The organism is Streptomyces sp. NPDC014861, from assembly GCF_043081625.1.
In the GTDB taxonomy this organism is placed as follows: Bacteria; Actinomycetota; Actinomycetes; order Streptomycetales; family Streptomycetaceae; genus Streptomyces.
In genome coordinates this window covers 306,690-321,072 of the sequence record NZ_JBIBWV010000005.1, presented here as the reverse complement: position 1 = coordinate 321,072, position 14,383 = coordinate 306,690, and the positions used below count along the sequence as shown (strand labels likewise).

Sequence of the window (14,383 nt, the reverse complement as noted above, 5' to 3'; positions counted from 1 at the left end):
TCCCCTCACGCCCGTCCATATGAGCGGCGGGCCGGGTGATTCCGCGTGTCGACGCGAGCAAGATCCGCTGACGAAACGTATCTGTCATTCCATGACCCATGACATGGAACACCCGCTGGACGCACACCTGCGCGAGCGCTTCGGTGACGAGGCGCAGTGGCCGGAGGCGACCGCGCTGATGGCTCCCTATCTGCGGATCGTCGTGGACGCGCTGGGGCCGGAGGACGCCGTGACGTTCCTGACCGCCACACGTGAGGCGCTGGACGAGGAGGCGGCTCGGGCAGGAACGATTCACCTCGGATTCAGCGCACACCTCTGGTCCCGACTCGACGCCGTGTCCTGGGACGCCTCCCCCGCCAGGACCTCCGCGTGGGAGGCGGCGCTCGCCATGCACCGGTTGGCCGCCCTGATGCCCTCCGCCCGCCTGGCCGACCTCGTGGACACCGGGCTGAGGTCCTGCCGCACCCTGCGCGTCCCGGCCGGGCGGTAGAGCGCACCGCGGTGAGGCACGGGCCCCCGACGGTCCGTGCCTCACCGCGGGCGGCGGATCGACGGAGGCAGCGGCCCCGGCATCCGCCGCGCACGGGTGTACGCCGAAGAGCCCCGCCGCTCGTGCCGGTTCGCCTGTGCGGCCGGTACGGACGGCGGGGCCTCCGAGGGTGCGTCACGCGACGGCGGTGCCCTCCAGTTCCACCATCTGGCCGGGGATCGCCAGGCGGGTCACCCCGAGCATCGTCGTCGTCGGCGCGACCCGGGCGGCGCCGAGCCGGGCGGCCAGGACGCCGTAGTGCCGGAACAGCAGGTCGACGTCGGTCGTGTAGACGTTGAGCCGCACCAGGTTCGCGAGGGACATGCCCGCTTCGGCGAGCACGGCCTCCACGTTCTCGATGCTCAGCGTCAGCTGCGCCGCCATGTCCCCGTCGTGCAGCGGCTCCCCCTCGTCACTCATCGCGGTCTGGCCCGAGAGGTAGAGGGTCCTCGTCGCGCCCGACACCACCTCCCCCTGGGTGAAGCCCCTCTCCACCGACCACGTCACCGGGTTGATCGCGGTTCGCTCCATCGCCATGCGGCTCCCGTCCTCGTGCGTTGCGCCTCGACGCCGTTCGATGCCTCGACGTCCTGGTCAGGAGCCTGCCAACAGATCACGACATCCTCTGTCATGTATTCCGATACCGTTCCCGCATGCGCGCCGACCGGCTGGTCTCCCTGGTGCTCCTGCTCCGCCATCGCGGCCGGATGACCGCGGACGCCCTCGCCCGGGAGCTGGAGGTGTCCACGCGTACCGTGCTGCGCGACATCGAGGCGCTGTCCGCGGCCGGAGTCCCGGTCTACGCCGAGCGCGGCCGGCACGGCGGCTTCGAGCTGCTGCCGGGTTTCCGGACCGAGCTCACCGGGCTGAACCACGACGAGGCCTTGGCGCTCCTCACGGCCGGGTCGGGGCGCGGCGAGCAGGCGTTCGGGCTCGGTTCGGCCCTCGCCTCGGCGATGCGGAAGGTCGTCGACGCGCTGCCGGAGAGCCACCAGAGCACCGCGAGCGACGCGGCCCGGCGCTTCCTCGTCGAGCCGGAGACCGACCTCCTCGCCCGCCGGCTCGTCACGGACGAGGTCCCCGGCACGACGATGGGCGAGGTCCGGCGCGCGGTGCTCGCCGGACACAAGCTGCGGATCCGCTACGCGGCCACGGGCCAGGCCCCGCGGTGGCGCACGGTGGACCCGATCGGCCTCGTGACGGTACGCGACCGGGCGTATCTGCTGGCCACCCGCGCGGGCGAGGACCGGACGTACCGGCTGTCGCGGGTGCTGGCCGCCGAGGAGCTGCCCGAGGCGGCCGAGCGGCCCCAGCAGGTCGATCTGGACCGGATCTGGAGGGAGCGTTCGGCGCGGTTCCTCTCCGGCAGCGACCACGTCACCGCGCTGGTTCGGGTGGAACCGGCGCGCCGGGAGGAGCTGTTGGACACGGCGCTGGCGGTTCGCGCGGAGGAGCCCGACGCGGACGGCCGGCTGCGACTGGAGCTGATCTTCCAGGACACGCGGCACGCGGAGTGGGCGCTGTGGCAGCTGGGCACGGACGCGGAAGCGCTGTCCCCTCGGTCGCTGCGTACGTCGCTCCGCGACCGGGCGGCCGGTGTCGCCGCTCTCTACTCGTCCCCGTGAGGACGGACGGGCGGGCGGCGACCGAACATTTCGAACACAACCATTGCAACGCATCGTTGCGTTCGACTTCGGGCCATTGCATCAATTTCCTTCCTCTATCTGCAAGTTCTCGGATACACGATTGACCGATCCCTGAACGCAACGTAGCTTTCGGGAAACGTCAACATGCCGCATCGCGAGACGAGGACTGGCCATGAGCGAATCCCTCCACACCGTCACGGCGCTGCCGACGGAGCGTCGGACCGGTTGTCCCTTCGATCCGCCGGCCGAGCTGCTCGACGCCCGCGGACACGGGCCGATCAGCCGCCTCGTCCACCCCGGCGGCATGCCCGGCTGGCTGATCACCGGGTACGACCTGGTGCGGTCGGTCCTGGCCGACCCGCGGTTCAGCTCGCGCAAGGACCTGCTGAACGTGGTCGACTTCGAGCTTCCGCCGGCGCCGCCGGGCGAGTTCCTGCTGATGGACGATCCCCAGCACGCCCGGTACCGCAAGCCGCTGGTCGGCAAGTTCACCGTGCGGCGGATGCGGCTGCTCACCGAGCGGATCGAGCGGGTGACCGCCGAGTGCCTGGACGCCATGGAGAAGGCGGGGCCGACGGCTGACCTCGTGACCGCCTTCGCCAAGCCGATCCCCACCATCGTGATCTGCGAGATCCTGGGGGTGCCGTACGAGGACCGCGCCTCCTTCCAGCAGCAGATCGACACCTTCATGGGCGGGGAGGTGAGCGACGAGGAGCTCATCGCGGCCTACACGGCGACCCAGGAGTACCTGGCGCGGCTGGTGGCGGCCAAGCGCGCGAACCCCACCGACGACGTGCTGAGCGAACTCACCGACAGCGACCTCTCCGACGAGGAGCTGAAGGGGATCAGCCTGATCCTGCTGGCCGCCGGCTTCGACACCACCGCGAACATGCTCGCCCTCGGGACGTTCGCGCTGCTCCAGCACCCGGAGCAGCTGGCGGCGCTGCGCGCCGACCCCTCGCTGACCGACGGGGCGGTGGAGGAACTGCTGCGCTACCTGAGCGTCGCCAAGACCTTCATGCGGACGGCGCTGGAGGACGTGGAGGTAGGCGGGCAGACCGTCGAGGCGGGTACGACGGTCGTCCTCTCGTACAACACCGCGAACCGCGACCCCGAGCGGTTCACCGATCCCGACGCGCTCGACATCCGCCGGCCGTTCGACGGGCACCTGGCCTTCAGCCACGGCATCCACCAGTGCCTCGGCCAGCAGCTGGCCCGCGTCGAGATGCGGGTCGCCTTCCGCGCGCTGATCGAGCGCTTCCCGACGCTGCGGCTCGCGGTGCCGGCCGAGGACGTCGAACTGCGCCCGGAGACCGCGGACATCTACGGGGTCAAGAGCCTCCCGGTCACCTGGGACGCGAAGTGACGGGCCCGGTGCGGCTCTCGGTCGACCGGGAGCACTGCATCGGCGCCGGGATGTGCGCGATGACCGCGCCCGACGTCTTCGACCAGGACCCCGACGACGGTCTCGTCCTCCTGCTGGAGGCCGAGCCGGCCGCCGGGGACCGGGCGGCGGCGCGGATGGCCGTCGGTGTCTGCCCCGCCGGCGCGATCACCGCGCGGGACGCCGACACCGGCGCCCCGGCGGGGCCGGGAGCCGGTGCCGACGGCTCGTAGCCGGGGCCGGAGGGCGCAGATCGCCCGGTCAGGCCAGGACGCGGAGGGCGGCGGGCTGGACCCGGAGGGTCACCGGGAGCGTCGCGTCGACCTCGCCGTCCGCGCCGTACGGCAGGGGGCGGTCGGCCTCGATGCGTATCTCCTTGCCGCGCAGGATCTCGACCTGGGGGCGGTCGAGGTGCGCGCCCGTCTTCAGCTCGTTCATCATGGCGAAGAAGAGCCGCTTCGGGGCCTCCCGGATCACCACCACGTCCAGCGTCCCGTCGTCGACGCTGGCGCCCGGGGCGATCTTCCGCCCGAAGCCGTAGAAGCCGGAGTTCGCCGCGACGACCGTGTACCCGGTGCGTTCGTGGCGTACGCCGTCGATGGTGATCCGGTAGTCGGCGGGCTTCCACGCGAGGACGGCCCGCAGGCCGCCGGCGTAGTACGAGGCGGCGCCCCGGAGGATCCGGGAGGCGTTGGCGTGCCGGTTGGCGACCGCGTCCACGCCCGCGTACACACTGCCCAGGACACAGGTCCTGGCGTGCGCGGCGGACTCGACCTCGATGGTGTCGACGGCGCGCGGTTCGCCGCGGAGCAGGACGGCGGCGAGCCCCGGCGCGTCGGTGGGCAGGCCCAGGGCGCGGGCGAAGTCGTTCCCCCGCCCCGCGGGCACCAGGCCGAGCACGGTGCCGGTGCCGCTGAGCGCGCCGCCGACCCCGCCGGCCATGCCGTCCCCGCCGACGGCGAGGACGACGTGGCCCTGGGCCCCGGCGTCCCGGGCGAGTTCGCGGGCGTGCTCCAGGCTGCGGCTGTAGACGGTGTCGAGCCGGGCACCCGCCTCCCGCAGCAGCCGGGCCAGCGGGAGCAGGCCGGCCGTACCGCTGGAACCCCCTGCGGTGGGGTTGACGACGGCGGTGAACTGTCGCATGGATCAGACCTCCGGGCGGCAGGAGAGGGGGTCAGCGGACGGGGACGAGGACTCCGGGGTTGAGCACTCCGGACGGGTCGATCTCGGCCTTGACGGCCTGGAGCATGCGGATGCCCAGGGGGCCGATCTCCTGGACGTACCAGTCGCGGTGGTCGGTGCCGACGCCGTGGTGGTGGCTGATGGTACCGCCGGCCGCCAGGATGGCGTCGTTGGCCGCCCGCTTCACCGGCGCCCAGTGCGCGACCGGGTCCTCGCCCTGGGCCGAGACCACGGTGAAGTAGAGGGAGGCGCCGTTCTCGTACGTGTGCGAGATGTGGCACATGACGAGCGGCGGGGTGCCCGCCTCGGTGAGCGCGGTCGTGAGCGCGTCGCGGACCGCGGCGTAGAGGCCGGGGATCGCGGACCAGAACGCGGCGGTCTCCAGGGTCTCGGCGAAGGCGCCGGCGTCGAGGAGGGCGTCGCGGAGGTAGGGCGCGTTGTAGCGGCCGTGCTCCCAGCGGTCGCCGGGCTCCTCGCCGAGGTACTCGCCGTCGCAGGCGAGCAGGACCTTCCGGGCGGCGGCGCGCCGCGCCGCGGTGTCGGCCTCGGTGCCCTCGTAGCCGACGATGGCCATGCAGCCGGGGTTCTGCGGGAGTTCGGTGCTGCCGATGGCGTCCGGCTGGGCGAGGCCGACGAAGGTCTCGGACTCGTCGGACAGCCGCAGCACCGTGGGACGGGGGCCGTCCTGGGCGAGGCGGCGCAGCGCGGCCGTGCCCGCCTCGAAGGAGGCGAAGCGCCAGCCTTCGTAGACCCGCCGGGCCGGGAGGGGGCGGATGCGGACGGTCACGGAGGTGATGACGCCGAGGGCGCCCTCGGAGCCGAGGACCAGCTGGCGCAGGTCGGGGCCCGCGGCCGAGCGCGGGGCACGGCCGGTCTCCAGGGTGCCCTCGGGGGTGGCGACGGTGAGGCCGAGGACCATCTCGTCGAAGCGTCCGTAGCCGGCGGACGCCTGGCCGCTGGAGCGGGCCGCGGCGAAGCCGCCGACGGTGGCCCATTCGAAGGACTGCGGGAAGTGGCCGAGGGTCCAGCCCCGGGCGTTGAGCAGTTCCTCGCAGCGGGGGCCGCGCAGGCCGGGCTGGAGGGTGGCGGTGCGGGAGACCTCGTCGACGGCGAGGAGCTGGTCCATGCGCCGCAGGTCGAGAGCGACGAACGGGCGCTCGGTGGCGGGCGCGAGGCCGCCGACGACGGAGGTGCCGCCGCCGAAGGGGACGGCGGCGAGGCCGTGTTCGGCGCAGGCGCGCAGCACGGCGAGGACCTCGTCGTGCCCGGCGGGGAGCACGACGGCGGCGGGGACGTCCTCGACCTCGCCGGCGCGGATGCGCAGGAGGTCGGGGGTGGACTTGCCGCGGGTGTGGCGGATCCGGCTCTCGGCGTCCTCCCTCAGGCCGTCCGGGGCGCCGACGGCGGTGCGCAGCGCGGCGCGGGCCTCGTCGGTGAGGGCCGGGGCGGTCGGTTCGACGGCGGCGAGGTCGGCGGGGCCGCCCTCGCGGGGAGTGACGCCGAGCAGGTCGCGCAGGAGGCCGGTGACCGCGTCGGGCAGGGGTGCCGCCTTGGCCGGGTCGCCCCAGCCGCTCCACAACATGTCCACTTCGAGAGGTTCCTCACGGTCTGGTTCACGGGCTGACGCACGGGCTGACGCGGGCTGTTCGCACAGGCCGCGTCACGGCCTGCCGCACGGACGGTGCTCCGTACGACCGGCGGACGGCTCGCGGATGTTCGCGGACGGATCTGCCGCTCGGCCCGCACTGGCATTACACTGTGACAGATGACGCCCATTCGTCACAACCATGCAGACGCAGATCCCGTGCTCGACGCCGCACGCGACTGCGTGCTCGCCGTCGGCGTGCGGCGCACCACCCTCACCGACGTCGCCCGGCGCGCGGGGGTGTCCCGGATGACGCTCTACCGGCGCTGGCCCGATGTGCGCAGCCTGGTCGGCGACCTGATGACCCGTGAGTGGATCGGCGTGGCGGCCGGGGCGATGCCCCCGTCCGACGAGACCCGGCCGGAGCGGGAGCGCATCGTCGACGGACTCGTCGCGGGCGCCGCCGCCTTCCGGGCGCACCCGCTCTTCCACAAGATCATCGACGTCGACCCGGAACTGCTGCTGCCGTACGTCCTCGACCGGCGCGGTGCCAGCCAGGACGCCCTCCTGGGCCTCCTCCACACCGCGCTGGAGGACGGTCACGAGGACGGCTCGGTCCGCCGCGCCCGGACGGACCTCCAGGCCCGGTCCCTGCTCCTCGTCGTCCAGTCCTTCACGCTCTCGCTGCGCACGATGACCGACGAGACCGATCCCGAACTGAGCGAAGCAGCCTTCCTCGACGAGCTGCGCATCCTGCTGGAGAGGACCCTCACCCCGTGAAGCACACGAGCGGCACCGCCCTGCCCGGCTCCTCCCTCGACGCCGCACGGCGCCGACGCGAACTGGAGCGACTCGCCGACGGAACCGACGCGGCCGGAGCCTCCGGCCGCTCCGACGGCGTCGTCGACGTCCTCGTCGTCGGGCTCGGCGCCACCGGCGCCGGCGCCGCGCTCGACGCGGCCGCCCGCGGGCTCCGCGTCGTCGCCGTCGACGCCCACGACCTCGCCTTCGGCACCTCCCGCTGGAGCTCCAAGCTGATCCACGGAGGGCTGCGGTACCTCGCCTCGGGCCAGCTCGACGTCGCCCACGAGAGCGCCGTCGAGCGCGGCGTCCTGATGGAGCGCACCGCCCCCCACCTCGTCCGCGCCCAGCCCTTCGTGCTTCCGCTCACCCCGCTGGTGAGCCGCGGGCAGGCCGCCCTCGCCCAGGCGGGCTTCCTCGCCGGCGACCTGCTCCGGGTCGGCGCCCGCACCTCGCGCCGCACGCTGCCCCGGCCGCGTACCCTCTCCGCCGTCGAGACCCGGCACCTCGCCCCCGCGCTCCGGCCCACCGGGCTGCGCGGCGGGCTCCTCTCCTGGGACGGCCGGCTCTCCGACGACGCCCGGCTCGTCACGGCGATCGCGCGCACCGCCGCGGCCCACGGCGCCCGGATCCTCACCCGTGTCCGCGCCCTCGAACTGCACGACGACGGGGCGCTGGTCCGCGACGAGACCACCGGCGAGACGCTCCGCGTCCGCGCCCGCTCCGTCGTCAACGCGACCGGCGTGTGGGCGGGCGGCCTCGTCGACGACGTGCGTCTGCGCCCCTCGCGCGGCACCCACCTCGTCCTGCGCGCCGAGGACCTGGGCCGCCTCTCCAGCGGTCTGCACATCCCGATCCCCGGCGAGACCAACCGCTTCGTCCTGGTCCTCCCCCAGGGCGACGGACGCGTGTACGTGGGCCTCACCGACGAGCCCGTCGACGGCGACGTCCCCGACGTGCCGGAGGTCCCCGAGACCGACATCGGCTTCCTCCTCGACGTGCTCGGCTCCGCGCTGGACGTCTCCCTCCAGCGGTCCGACGTCGTCGGCGCCTTCGCCGGCCTGCGGCCGCTGCTCGACACCACGGACGCGTCGGGCCGCACCGCCGACATCTCGCGCCGGCACGCGGTGCTCACCTCCCCCGACGGCGTCGTCACCGTCGTCGGCGGCAAGCTCACGACCTACCGCCGGATGGCCCAGGACGCCGTCGACGCCGCCGTCGCGGCCCGCGGCCTGGACGCCGGTCCGTGCCGCACCGCGTCCCTCCCCCTGGTCGGCGCCGCCGCGCCGCGCGTCCTCGCCGGACTCGACGTGCCGTCGAGGCTCGTGCACCGGTACGGCTCCGAGGCCCCGGCCGTCCACGCCCTCGGCGTCCGGGACCCGGCGCTCGCCGCGCCCGTCGTCCCCGGCCACCCCGTCACCGGCGCCGAGCTGGTCTGGGCCGTCCGCCACGAGGGCGCCCTCGACGTCTCCGACGTCCTCGACCGGCGCACCCGGATCGGGCTGGTCCCCGAGGACCGGGCCGCGGCCGAGGGGGCGGCCCGCGCGGCGCTCGCCGACGTCCACCAGACGCGCTGAGGGTCCCGGCCCGGCCCCGCCGCGATGCCGGCACCGAGCGGCCCCGACACCGGCATCGGGTCGGGCCCCGCGCCCGGGTGGCAGGCCGCGCCACCCGGGGCGACCATGGGCGTCGGAGGACGGCCATGACTCCTGACCCGCACGACCCGCCGCCGGACGACCGCCCGACCCCCGAGGAGGGGAAGGCGGACCCCGAGGACGCCTCCGGACCGGCCCCGGAGGGGACGAGGGCGGGCCCCGACGACGCCGCCGTACCGGCCCGGGAAGAGACGAAGGCGGGCCCCGGAGACACCGCCGTACCGGCCCGGGAAGAGACGGGGCCGGGCCCCGGAGACAGCACCGAGTCGGCCCCGGGGGCCGGGAGGCGGCGGCGGTCGCTCCGCCTGACCCTGCCGGGCTGCTGGGGCGCCCTGCTGCTCGCGTGCCTCTCCTTCACCCCGTCGCTGCTCCCCCGCGGGGGAGTCCTCCAAGGGGTCGTCTGCGGCATCAGCGCGGCGATCGGCTACGGGCTCGGTGTCGTCGCGGCCTATGTGTGGCGGGCCTTCGCCGACCGGGACGCACGCACGCCGTCCGCCCGCTCGTGGCAGGTCCTGGGGACCGCCGCGCTCGTGCTGTTCGGCGTCGCGTTCGGCTTCGGCCAGTACTGGCAGCACAGGATCCGTCAGCTCATGGGCGTCACGGACTACAACGTCCTCACGACCATCGCCTGTCCGTTCGTCGCCGCCGCCCTTTTCCTCCTGCTCCTGCTGGCCGGCCGGGGGCTCAGGCGCCTGTACCGCCGGCTCGCCCAGCTCCTCCGGCGCTGGATCGGCCCCCGGGCGGCCCGGGCCGTCGGCTGGATCGTCGTGGCGGGGCTGGCCTGGTCCCTGGTGAGCGGGGTGCTGCTGTCCGGGTTCGTGAACGCCGCGAACGAGGCCTTCTCCCTGCGGGACACCGAGACACCCGAGGGCGTGCAGCGGCCCGTCTCCGCGCTGCGCTCGGGCGGTCCCGGTTCGCTGGTGCCCTGGGACACCCTGGGCCGCCAGGGCAGGACCTTCACCGGCGGCGGTCCCTCGGCCGAGGACATCGGCGCGTTCACCCGCAGCCCGGCGCAGGAGCCCGTCCGGGCCTACGCCGGGCTCGCCACCTCCGACGACGCCGAGACCCGGGCGGACAGGGCCGTCGCGGACCTCGAACGCGCGGGCGGCTTCGAGCGGGCGAACCTGCTCGTGATGACCACCACCGGCAGCGGCTGGGTCAACGCCGCGGCCGTGGACTCCTTCGAGTACCTCGGCGGCGGCGACGCGGCCACCGTGGCGATGCAGTACTCCTACCTGCCGTCCTGGCTGTCCTACCTCGTGGACCAGTCCAAGGCGCGCGAGGCCGGCCGTGAACTCTTCGACGCGGTCTACGACGTCTGGTCCAAGCTGCCCCAGGACGAGCGCCCTCGGCTCTTCGTCGCGGGCGAGAGCCTCGGCTCCTTCGGCGGGGAGACCGCCTTCAGCGGCGAGTACGACCTCCGCAACCGCACAGCGGGGGCCGTGTTCACCGGCCCGCCCAACTTCAACACGCTCTTCCGCGAGTTCAGCGACCACAGGGACGCCGGGAGCCCCGAGATCGAGCCCGTCTACCGGGAGGGGCGCACCGTCCGGTTCACCGACGACCCGACCACCGGCATCACGCCGCCGGAGAAGGCGTGGGACGGCACGCGGGTGCTGTACCTCATGCACCCCTCCGACCCGATCGTCTGGTGGAGTCCGCAGCTGGCGCTGTCCGAGCCCGACTGGATCGGCGAGGCTCCCGGCGCCGACGTGCTGGAGGAGATGGTCTGGATCCCGTTCGTGACCTTCTGGCAGGTCACCGCCGACCTGCCGTTCTCCACCGGGGTGCCGGACGGCCACGGGCACACCTACAAGGCCGCCTATGTGGACGCCTGGAACGCCGTCATGCGGCCGGCGGACCTCACCCCGCAGGACCTGGAACGCCTGCGGGAGATCATCCGGTCCCCGGAGGGCTGACGCGCCGCGCACCCGCCGCCCGCGCGTGGGTCAGCGCAGGACGAAGCCGACGACGTACCCGAACGCGTTCAGCGCCCAGTGGAGTCCCATGGGCGCCAGCAGACTGCCGCTGCGTCGGCGCAGCTCGCAGAGGACGACGCCGCCCGCGGCGGTGAAGAGCACGGCGGCGGCGACCGCGAGGACCGCGCCGGGTCCGGAGTCGCCGAAGACGCTCGTCAGCGCGGGTTTCGCGGCGGAGAGGCGGAGCGACGGGAGGACGTGCCACAGGCCGAACAGCAGGCTCGACACCGTGGTCGCCCACACCGTCCCCCGGGCCGGTCGCACGAGCCCGGGAAGCACCCCGCGGAAGGCGACCTCCTCGACCAGGACGGTGCCGAGCGGTACCACCACGAGTACGCGCACCGCCAGCTCGGCCCCGCTCATCCCCGCGTACCGCTGGTCCTCGAAGAGGGAGCGGGTGGCCGGCACCAGCGCGCCCACGGCGTAGACGGCCGCCACCAGCGCCATCAGGGCCAGCGCCCACCGGGCTCCGCGTGCCCGGGTGCCCCGCGCGAGACCGGCGTCCGCGAGGGTGCCGCCCGCCCAGCGCAGGATCCCCAGCAGCAGGGCGGTGACCGCCAGGGCCGCCAGCAGCCGGAGGGGCCCCGTCCAGTGGTTCAGGAGCACATTGGCCGCGACGAGCACGGCGACGGTGAGGCCCACGGCCCACCGGAGGGGGACAGGCCCGCGCCATCGTCCCCGTGACGGGGCGGGCGCGGAGCCGGGGTCAGGAGACAGGCGCGGCTCGTCATCGCCCGGTTCGCGGGAGGACACAGGGCCGCTCCGTCCTCGGCAGCGCCGGCGGGTCGTCTCGCCCCTCCCTCCCCACCACGCTACCCGGCGCCCTCCCGCCACGCCCGGCAGCACCCGCCGGACGACCTGCCCGGGCTGGGGGTACGCCCCCGGCGCGCCCCGCCGCGCCCCGGCGGGGGGGGCGCCGCGGTCGCGGCCGGCGGGCGGGGCGGGCGTCAGGAGACGAGCCGGGTCTCCACCTCCCGCAGCCTGACCGTGCACAGGCCCCCTCGTTCGGCCTTCACGTCGGTGACCTGCAGCTGGGTGCCGGGGGCGAGGATGTACTCCTCCTCGCCGGTGAAGGCGGAGAAGCTGCGGATGCCCACCGCCCTGGCCGGCGTCACCTCGAACAGGGTCCGCTTGCCGCGGCTGCCGAGGAAGGAGCGGGCCACGCCCAGCTCGGAGGTGCAGGAGGAGACGCCCCACCAGGTCACCGTCTCGCCGACGGGGTACTGACGGCGCAGGTCGAGCGCGACGCCGCGCCACAGCGGCTCGGTGCGGGAGGGGAGCGACTCCACCGCCGCGAAGAGCAGCCGCAGGTAGGGCAGGTACGGGACGACACGGTCGCGGTCCGGGGAGCGGAGCACGGCGTTGATGTTCCGGTAGAAGCCCGACTCGCAGGTGTAGAGGAAGAGCGCCGCGATGGCGTCCGGCGAGAGTCCGCCACCGGCCGCCTCGTCGGCGCGTCGCTTGCCGAACTCGCGGGAGCGGTCGATGTGCCCGCCGAGGCCGCGCAGCACCTGGGCGACCGGGGCGACGGCGTCCTCGAAGGGCATCAGCGGGGTGTCGAACACCCCCGTGAGCGGGGGCAGGACGTGGCCCTCGTCGCGGACGCTGGTGAGCCGCTCCAGGTACAGCTGGTGGAGCTCCATGGTCGAGGCGATGAAGGCGCCCATCCGGGCGGCGACGTCGCCGCCCTCGCCTCCGGCGCCGTCCCCGCCGGCGGAGCCCGTACCGGCGCCGGCCGGGGGCTGGTCCCAGCCCTTGCTCGGCAGCCAGTCGATGGCGTCGGCGCCGAGGGACATCAGGGCGTCGTTGACGGTGGCGAGGTGGTCGCCCTCGCAGAACAGGTCGCCCTGCGCGGCCGGGTTGGCGTGGTCGAGGTGGCGGACCTCGACGCCCGGGTACTTCTTCTCCAGCCGCTGCACCGTCCGCTTCAGGCTGCGCGCGTGCGCGCCCCACCAGGCGAAGACGACGCCCCGGTCCTGCGGATCCTCGGCGTCCTGCTTGGCGCGGAGGATCTCCTCGACGATCCGCTCGGCGACGGGCTTCCAGAACCCGGTGTGCAGGTCGGTGCCCATGGCGCCGTCCGCGCTGGCGGTCAGCGAGGCGTTGAGGAGGAGGACGCCCTGGGTGAGCATGGCCTGGAACCACTCGGGAGGCTGGACCGTGTCCCGCTCCTTCAGGAGGGCCCGGACCTCGGCGATCGGAGTCTTCTTGACGATGCCGTACTTCCACATCGCCGCCGCCTTGATGAGGCAGCGGATGCTCACGACCCGCCCGAACTGGCTGTCCTTCCAGTCGTTGAAGGTGTTGTCGAACATCGCGATGCCGGTGGCGCTCTCCGGCCTCGGGTAGGGGTTCTGCCCGAAGACGACGACCTTCCATCGATGGGGCGCGTGGGGCTTGAGCGCCTGGAAGGTGAGCTCACGCACCGGGACGACCTGCGGGCTGCGGCCCGGGCCGATGAAGCGGTCCGCGTCCGGACGGGCCTCGATGACGGGCTTCAGGACCGGCAGCCACGGCTCGCCGCCGCCGGTGAAGAGCTCGGCGAGCGCCAGGGGGTCGTTCGGGTCGGGCTGGGGGGTGGCGGGCGCGGTCGCTTCGCTCATGGCGGGGGAACTCCCGGTGGTCGTGGCTGCGGGATCGGAGGTGCCGGCGGTCGGGTCCCCGGCCTGGGTGGCGCCGACGGCCGTCTCCCCGGCCTCCGTGGCACCGACGGACGGTTCGTCCTGCTCAGGCGCAGTGGGTACACCCTTTGGCGACGGCTCCTCCGACGGCACCTCCACCGGCGGCTGCTCCTTTGGCAGCGGCTCCTTTGCCTGCTGCTCCACCGGCAGCGGCTCCTTTGGCGGCTGCTCCTTTGGCAGGAGCCCCTCCGGCGGCGCCTCCTTCGGGCGGCGTGATCCGTACCCGCGTCGTGTGCGGCCTCTGCTCGATGCCCGCGAGCTGGGCCGTGATGGTGGCGCGCAGCTCGTCGTCGTCCTCGAACCAGTGGTCGTGGAAGAGGGTGTAGCCGGTCCACATCAGGTTGGCGCAGACGCGGGCCGGGACGCGGCCGGTGCGGGCGCCCATCCCGACCAGCGCCACCGACCGGATGCTGCCCGGCGCCTTCCGGTTCTGCCGGTGCACGGCCTGGAAGGCCGCCGCGCAGGCCATGGCGACGTTCAGCGTCTCGCTGACGTTCTGCGAGGAGGCGACCATCGTCGGCGTCGAGATGACGAAGCGCGGCACGGTCGCCCCCGAGGGGACGCAGACGGCACTGCCGACCGGCATGCTCCCGGCGAAGCGGTCACGGATCGCCCGCTTCACCCGCAGCTGGATCCCCGCGCCCAGGTGGCGCTTGATCGCCGCGTCGACTCCGCCGTCCATCCGCCCGGCGGAGTTGGTCGGCGTGACCCAGGCGTCCACGTCCTCCTCGAGGATCGAGCCCTGCCGGATCTCGATGCCGGGCACATCGGCGAAGGCCGCGCGCCACGCCTCCACCACCCCCGCGCTGACATCCGTCAGTACCACCCGCAGCGCGGTGCCCACCTGGCCGTGTGTCATCGAAGCCCCCTGTCGGAACGATCTCCTGCAACACCTCCGAAACTACCGGGCACCACTGACAACGGCCCTGGCCGCAGGCGTG

The 14,383-nt window shown here is 74.0% G+C and carries 13 protein-coding genes; 7 read left to right on the top strand and 6 right to left on the bottom strand.

Features of this window, described 5'->3' with window-relative positions:
* Positions 1-91 precede the first annotated feature (91 nt).
* On the top strand, positions 92-490 hold the full coding sequence (locus tag ACF1BN_RS13465; protein ID WP_392331739.1) for a hypothetical protein: 399 nt from the start codon (positions 92-94) through the stop codon (positions 488-490).
* Between the two features lie 174 nt (positions 491-664).
* Here ACF1BN_RS13465 and ACF1BN_RS13460 read toward each other — a convergent pair whose 3' ends face one another.
* Positions 665-1,060, bottom strand: a complete 396-nt coding sequence (locus tag ACF1BN_RS13460; RefSeq protein WP_392331914.1) for a RidA family protein — start codon at positions 1,058-1,060, stop codon at positions 665-667.
* Between the two features lie 122 nt (positions 1,061-1,182).
* Here ACF1BN_RS13460 and ACF1BN_RS13455 point away from each other — a divergent pair, with 122 nt between their 5' ends.
* From ACF1BN_RS13455 to ACF1BN_RS13445, 3 genes are all read left to right on the top strand, one after another.
* Positions 1,183-2,154 carry a helix-turn-helix transcriptional regulator gene (locus ACF1BN_RS13455; RefSeq protein ID WP_392331738.1) on the top strand — a complete coding sequence of 324 codons (972 nt, stop codon included), beginning with the start codon at positions 1,183-1,185 and terminating at the stop codon, positions 2,152-2,154.
* 193 nt (positions 2,155-2,347) lie between these two features.
* Positions 2,348-3,541, top strand: a complete 1,194-nt coding sequence (locus tag ACF1BN_RS13450) for a cytochrome P450 (protein ID WP_392331737.1) — start codon at positions 2,348-2,350, stop codon at positions 3,539-3,541.
* Positions 3,538-3,792 (top strand): ferredoxin, encoded by a 255-nt coding sequence (locus tag ACF1BN_RS13445; RefSeq protein WP_392331736.1) that lies wholly within the window; start codon positions 3,538-3,540, stop codon positions 3,790-3,792. The genes ACF1BN_RS13450 and ACF1BN_RS13445 overlap by 4 nt, the downstream gene beginning before the upstream one ends.
* A 28-nt stretch (positions 3,793-3,820) precedes the next feature.
* Here the strand turns inward: ACF1BN_RS13445 and ACF1BN_RS13440 are convergent, their stop codons facing one another.
* Both ACF1BN_RS13440 and ACF1BN_RS13435 read right to left on the bottom strand, forming a co-directional pair.
* Positions 3,821-4,702 carry a YegS/Rv2252/BmrU family lipid kinase gene (locus ACF1BN_RS13440; RefSeq protein ID WP_392331735.1) on the bottom strand — a complete coding sequence of 294 codons (882 nt, stop codon included), beginning with the start codon at positions 4,700-4,702 and terminating at the stop codon, positions 3,821-3,823.
* 31 nt (positions 4,703-4,733) lie between these two features.
* A complete protein-coding gene (locus ACF1BN_RS13435; RefSeq protein ID WP_392331734.1) occupies positions 4,734-6,329 on the bottom strand; it encodes an FAD-binding oxidoreductase in 1,596 nt (531 codons plus the stop codon).
* A 177-nt stretch (positions 6,330-6,506) separates the two neighbouring features.
* On the opposite strand from ACF1BN_RS13435, the gene ACF1BN_RS13430 reads away from it, so the two are divergent.
* From ACF1BN_RS13430 to ACF1BN_RS13420, 3 genes are all read left to right on the top strand, one after another.
* Complete coding sequence (locus tag ACF1BN_RS13430; RefSeq protein ID WP_392331733.1) at positions 6,507-7,106, top strand: TetR/AcrR family transcriptional regulator; 600 nt, start codon at positions 6,507-6,509, stop codon at positions 7,104-7,106.
* Complete coding sequence (locus ACF1BN_RS13425) at positions 7,103-8,704, top strand: glycerol-3-phosphate dehydrogenase/oxidase (RefSeq protein ID WP_392331732.1); 1,602 nt, start codon at positions 7,103-7,105, stop codon at positions 8,702-8,704. The genes ACF1BN_RS13430 and ACF1BN_RS13425 overlap by 4 nt, the downstream gene beginning before the upstream one ends.
* A 125-nt stretch (positions 8,705-8,829) precedes the next feature.
* Positions 8,830-10,701: an alpha/beta hydrolase gene (locus ACF1BN_RS13420; RefSeq protein WP_392331731.1), complete on the top strand. Its 1,872-nt coding sequence runs from the start codon at positions 8,830-8,832 to the stop codon at positions 10,699-10,701.
* Between the two features lie 30 nt (positions 10,702-10,731).
* Here ACF1BN_RS13420 and ACF1BN_RS13415 read toward each other — a convergent pair whose 3' ends face one another.
* The 3 genes from ACF1BN_RS13415 to ACF1BN_RS13405 form a co-directional block, all read right to left on the bottom strand.
* Positions 10,732-11,403 (bottom strand): CPBP family intramembrane glutamic endopeptidase, encoded by a 672-nt coding sequence (locus ACF1BN_RS13415; RefSeq protein WP_392331730.1) that lies wholly within the window; start codon positions 11,401-11,403, stop codon positions 10,732-10,734.
* 305 nt (positions 11,404-11,708) lie between these two features.
* Positions 11,709-13,364: an ADP-ribosyltransferase domain-containing protein gene (locus ACF1BN_RS13410; RefSeq protein WP_392331729.1), complete on the bottom strand. Its 1,656-nt coding sequence runs from the start codon at positions 13,362-13,364 to the stop codon at positions 11,709-11,711.
* Positions 13,365-13,488: 124 nt separating this feature from the next.
* A complete protein-coding gene (locus ACF1BN_RS13405) occupies positions 13,489-14,301 on the bottom strand; it encodes a macro domain-containing protein (RefSeq protein WP_392331728.1) in 813 nt (270 codons plus the stop codon).
* Positions 14,302-14,383 lie beyond the last annotated feature (82 nt).

What these genes read in the sequence shown, in the direction of transcription:
- ACF1BN_RS13405 (WP_392331728.1), bottom strand. Translation starts at nt 14,301, where the DNA reads ATGACACACGGCCAGGTGGGCACCGCGCTGCGGGTGGTACTGACGGAT.
- ACF1BN_RS13450 (WP_392331737.1), top strand. Translation starts at nt 2,348, where the DNA reads ATGAGCGAATCCCTCCACACCGTCACGGCGCTGCCGACGGAGCGTCGG.
- ACF1BN_RS13410 (WP_392331729.1), bottom strand. Translation starts at nt 13,364, where the DNA reads ATGAGCGAAGCGACCGCGCCCGCCACCCCCCAGCCCGACCCGAACGAC.
- ACF1BN_RS13430 (WP_392331733.1), top strand. Translation starts at nt 6,507, where the DNA reads ATGACGCCCATTCGTCACAACCATGCAGACGCAGATCCCGTGCTCGAC.
- ACF1BN_RS13465 (WP_392331739.1), top strand. Translation starts at nt 92, where the DNA reads ATGACCCATGACATGGAACACCCGCTGGACGCACACCTGCGCGAGCGC.
- ACF1BN_RS13455 (WP_392331738.1), top strand. Translation starts at nt 1,183, where the DNA reads ATGCGCGCCGACCGGCTGGTCTCCCTGGTGCTCCTGCTCCGCCATCGC.
- ACF1BN_RS13440 (WP_392331735.1), bottom strand. Translation starts at nt 4,702, where the DNA reads ATGCGACAGTTCACCGCCGTCGTCAACCCCACCGCAGGGGGTTCCAGC.
- ACF1BN_RS13420 (WP_392331731.1), top strand. Translation starts at nt 8,830, where the DNA reads ATGACTCCTGACCCGCACGACCCGCCGCCGGACGACCGCCCGACCCCC.
- ACF1BN_RS13460 (WP_392331914.1), bottom strand. Translation starts at nt 1,060, where the DNA reads ATGGAGCGAACCGCGATCAACCCGGTGACGTGGTCGGTGGAGAGGGGC.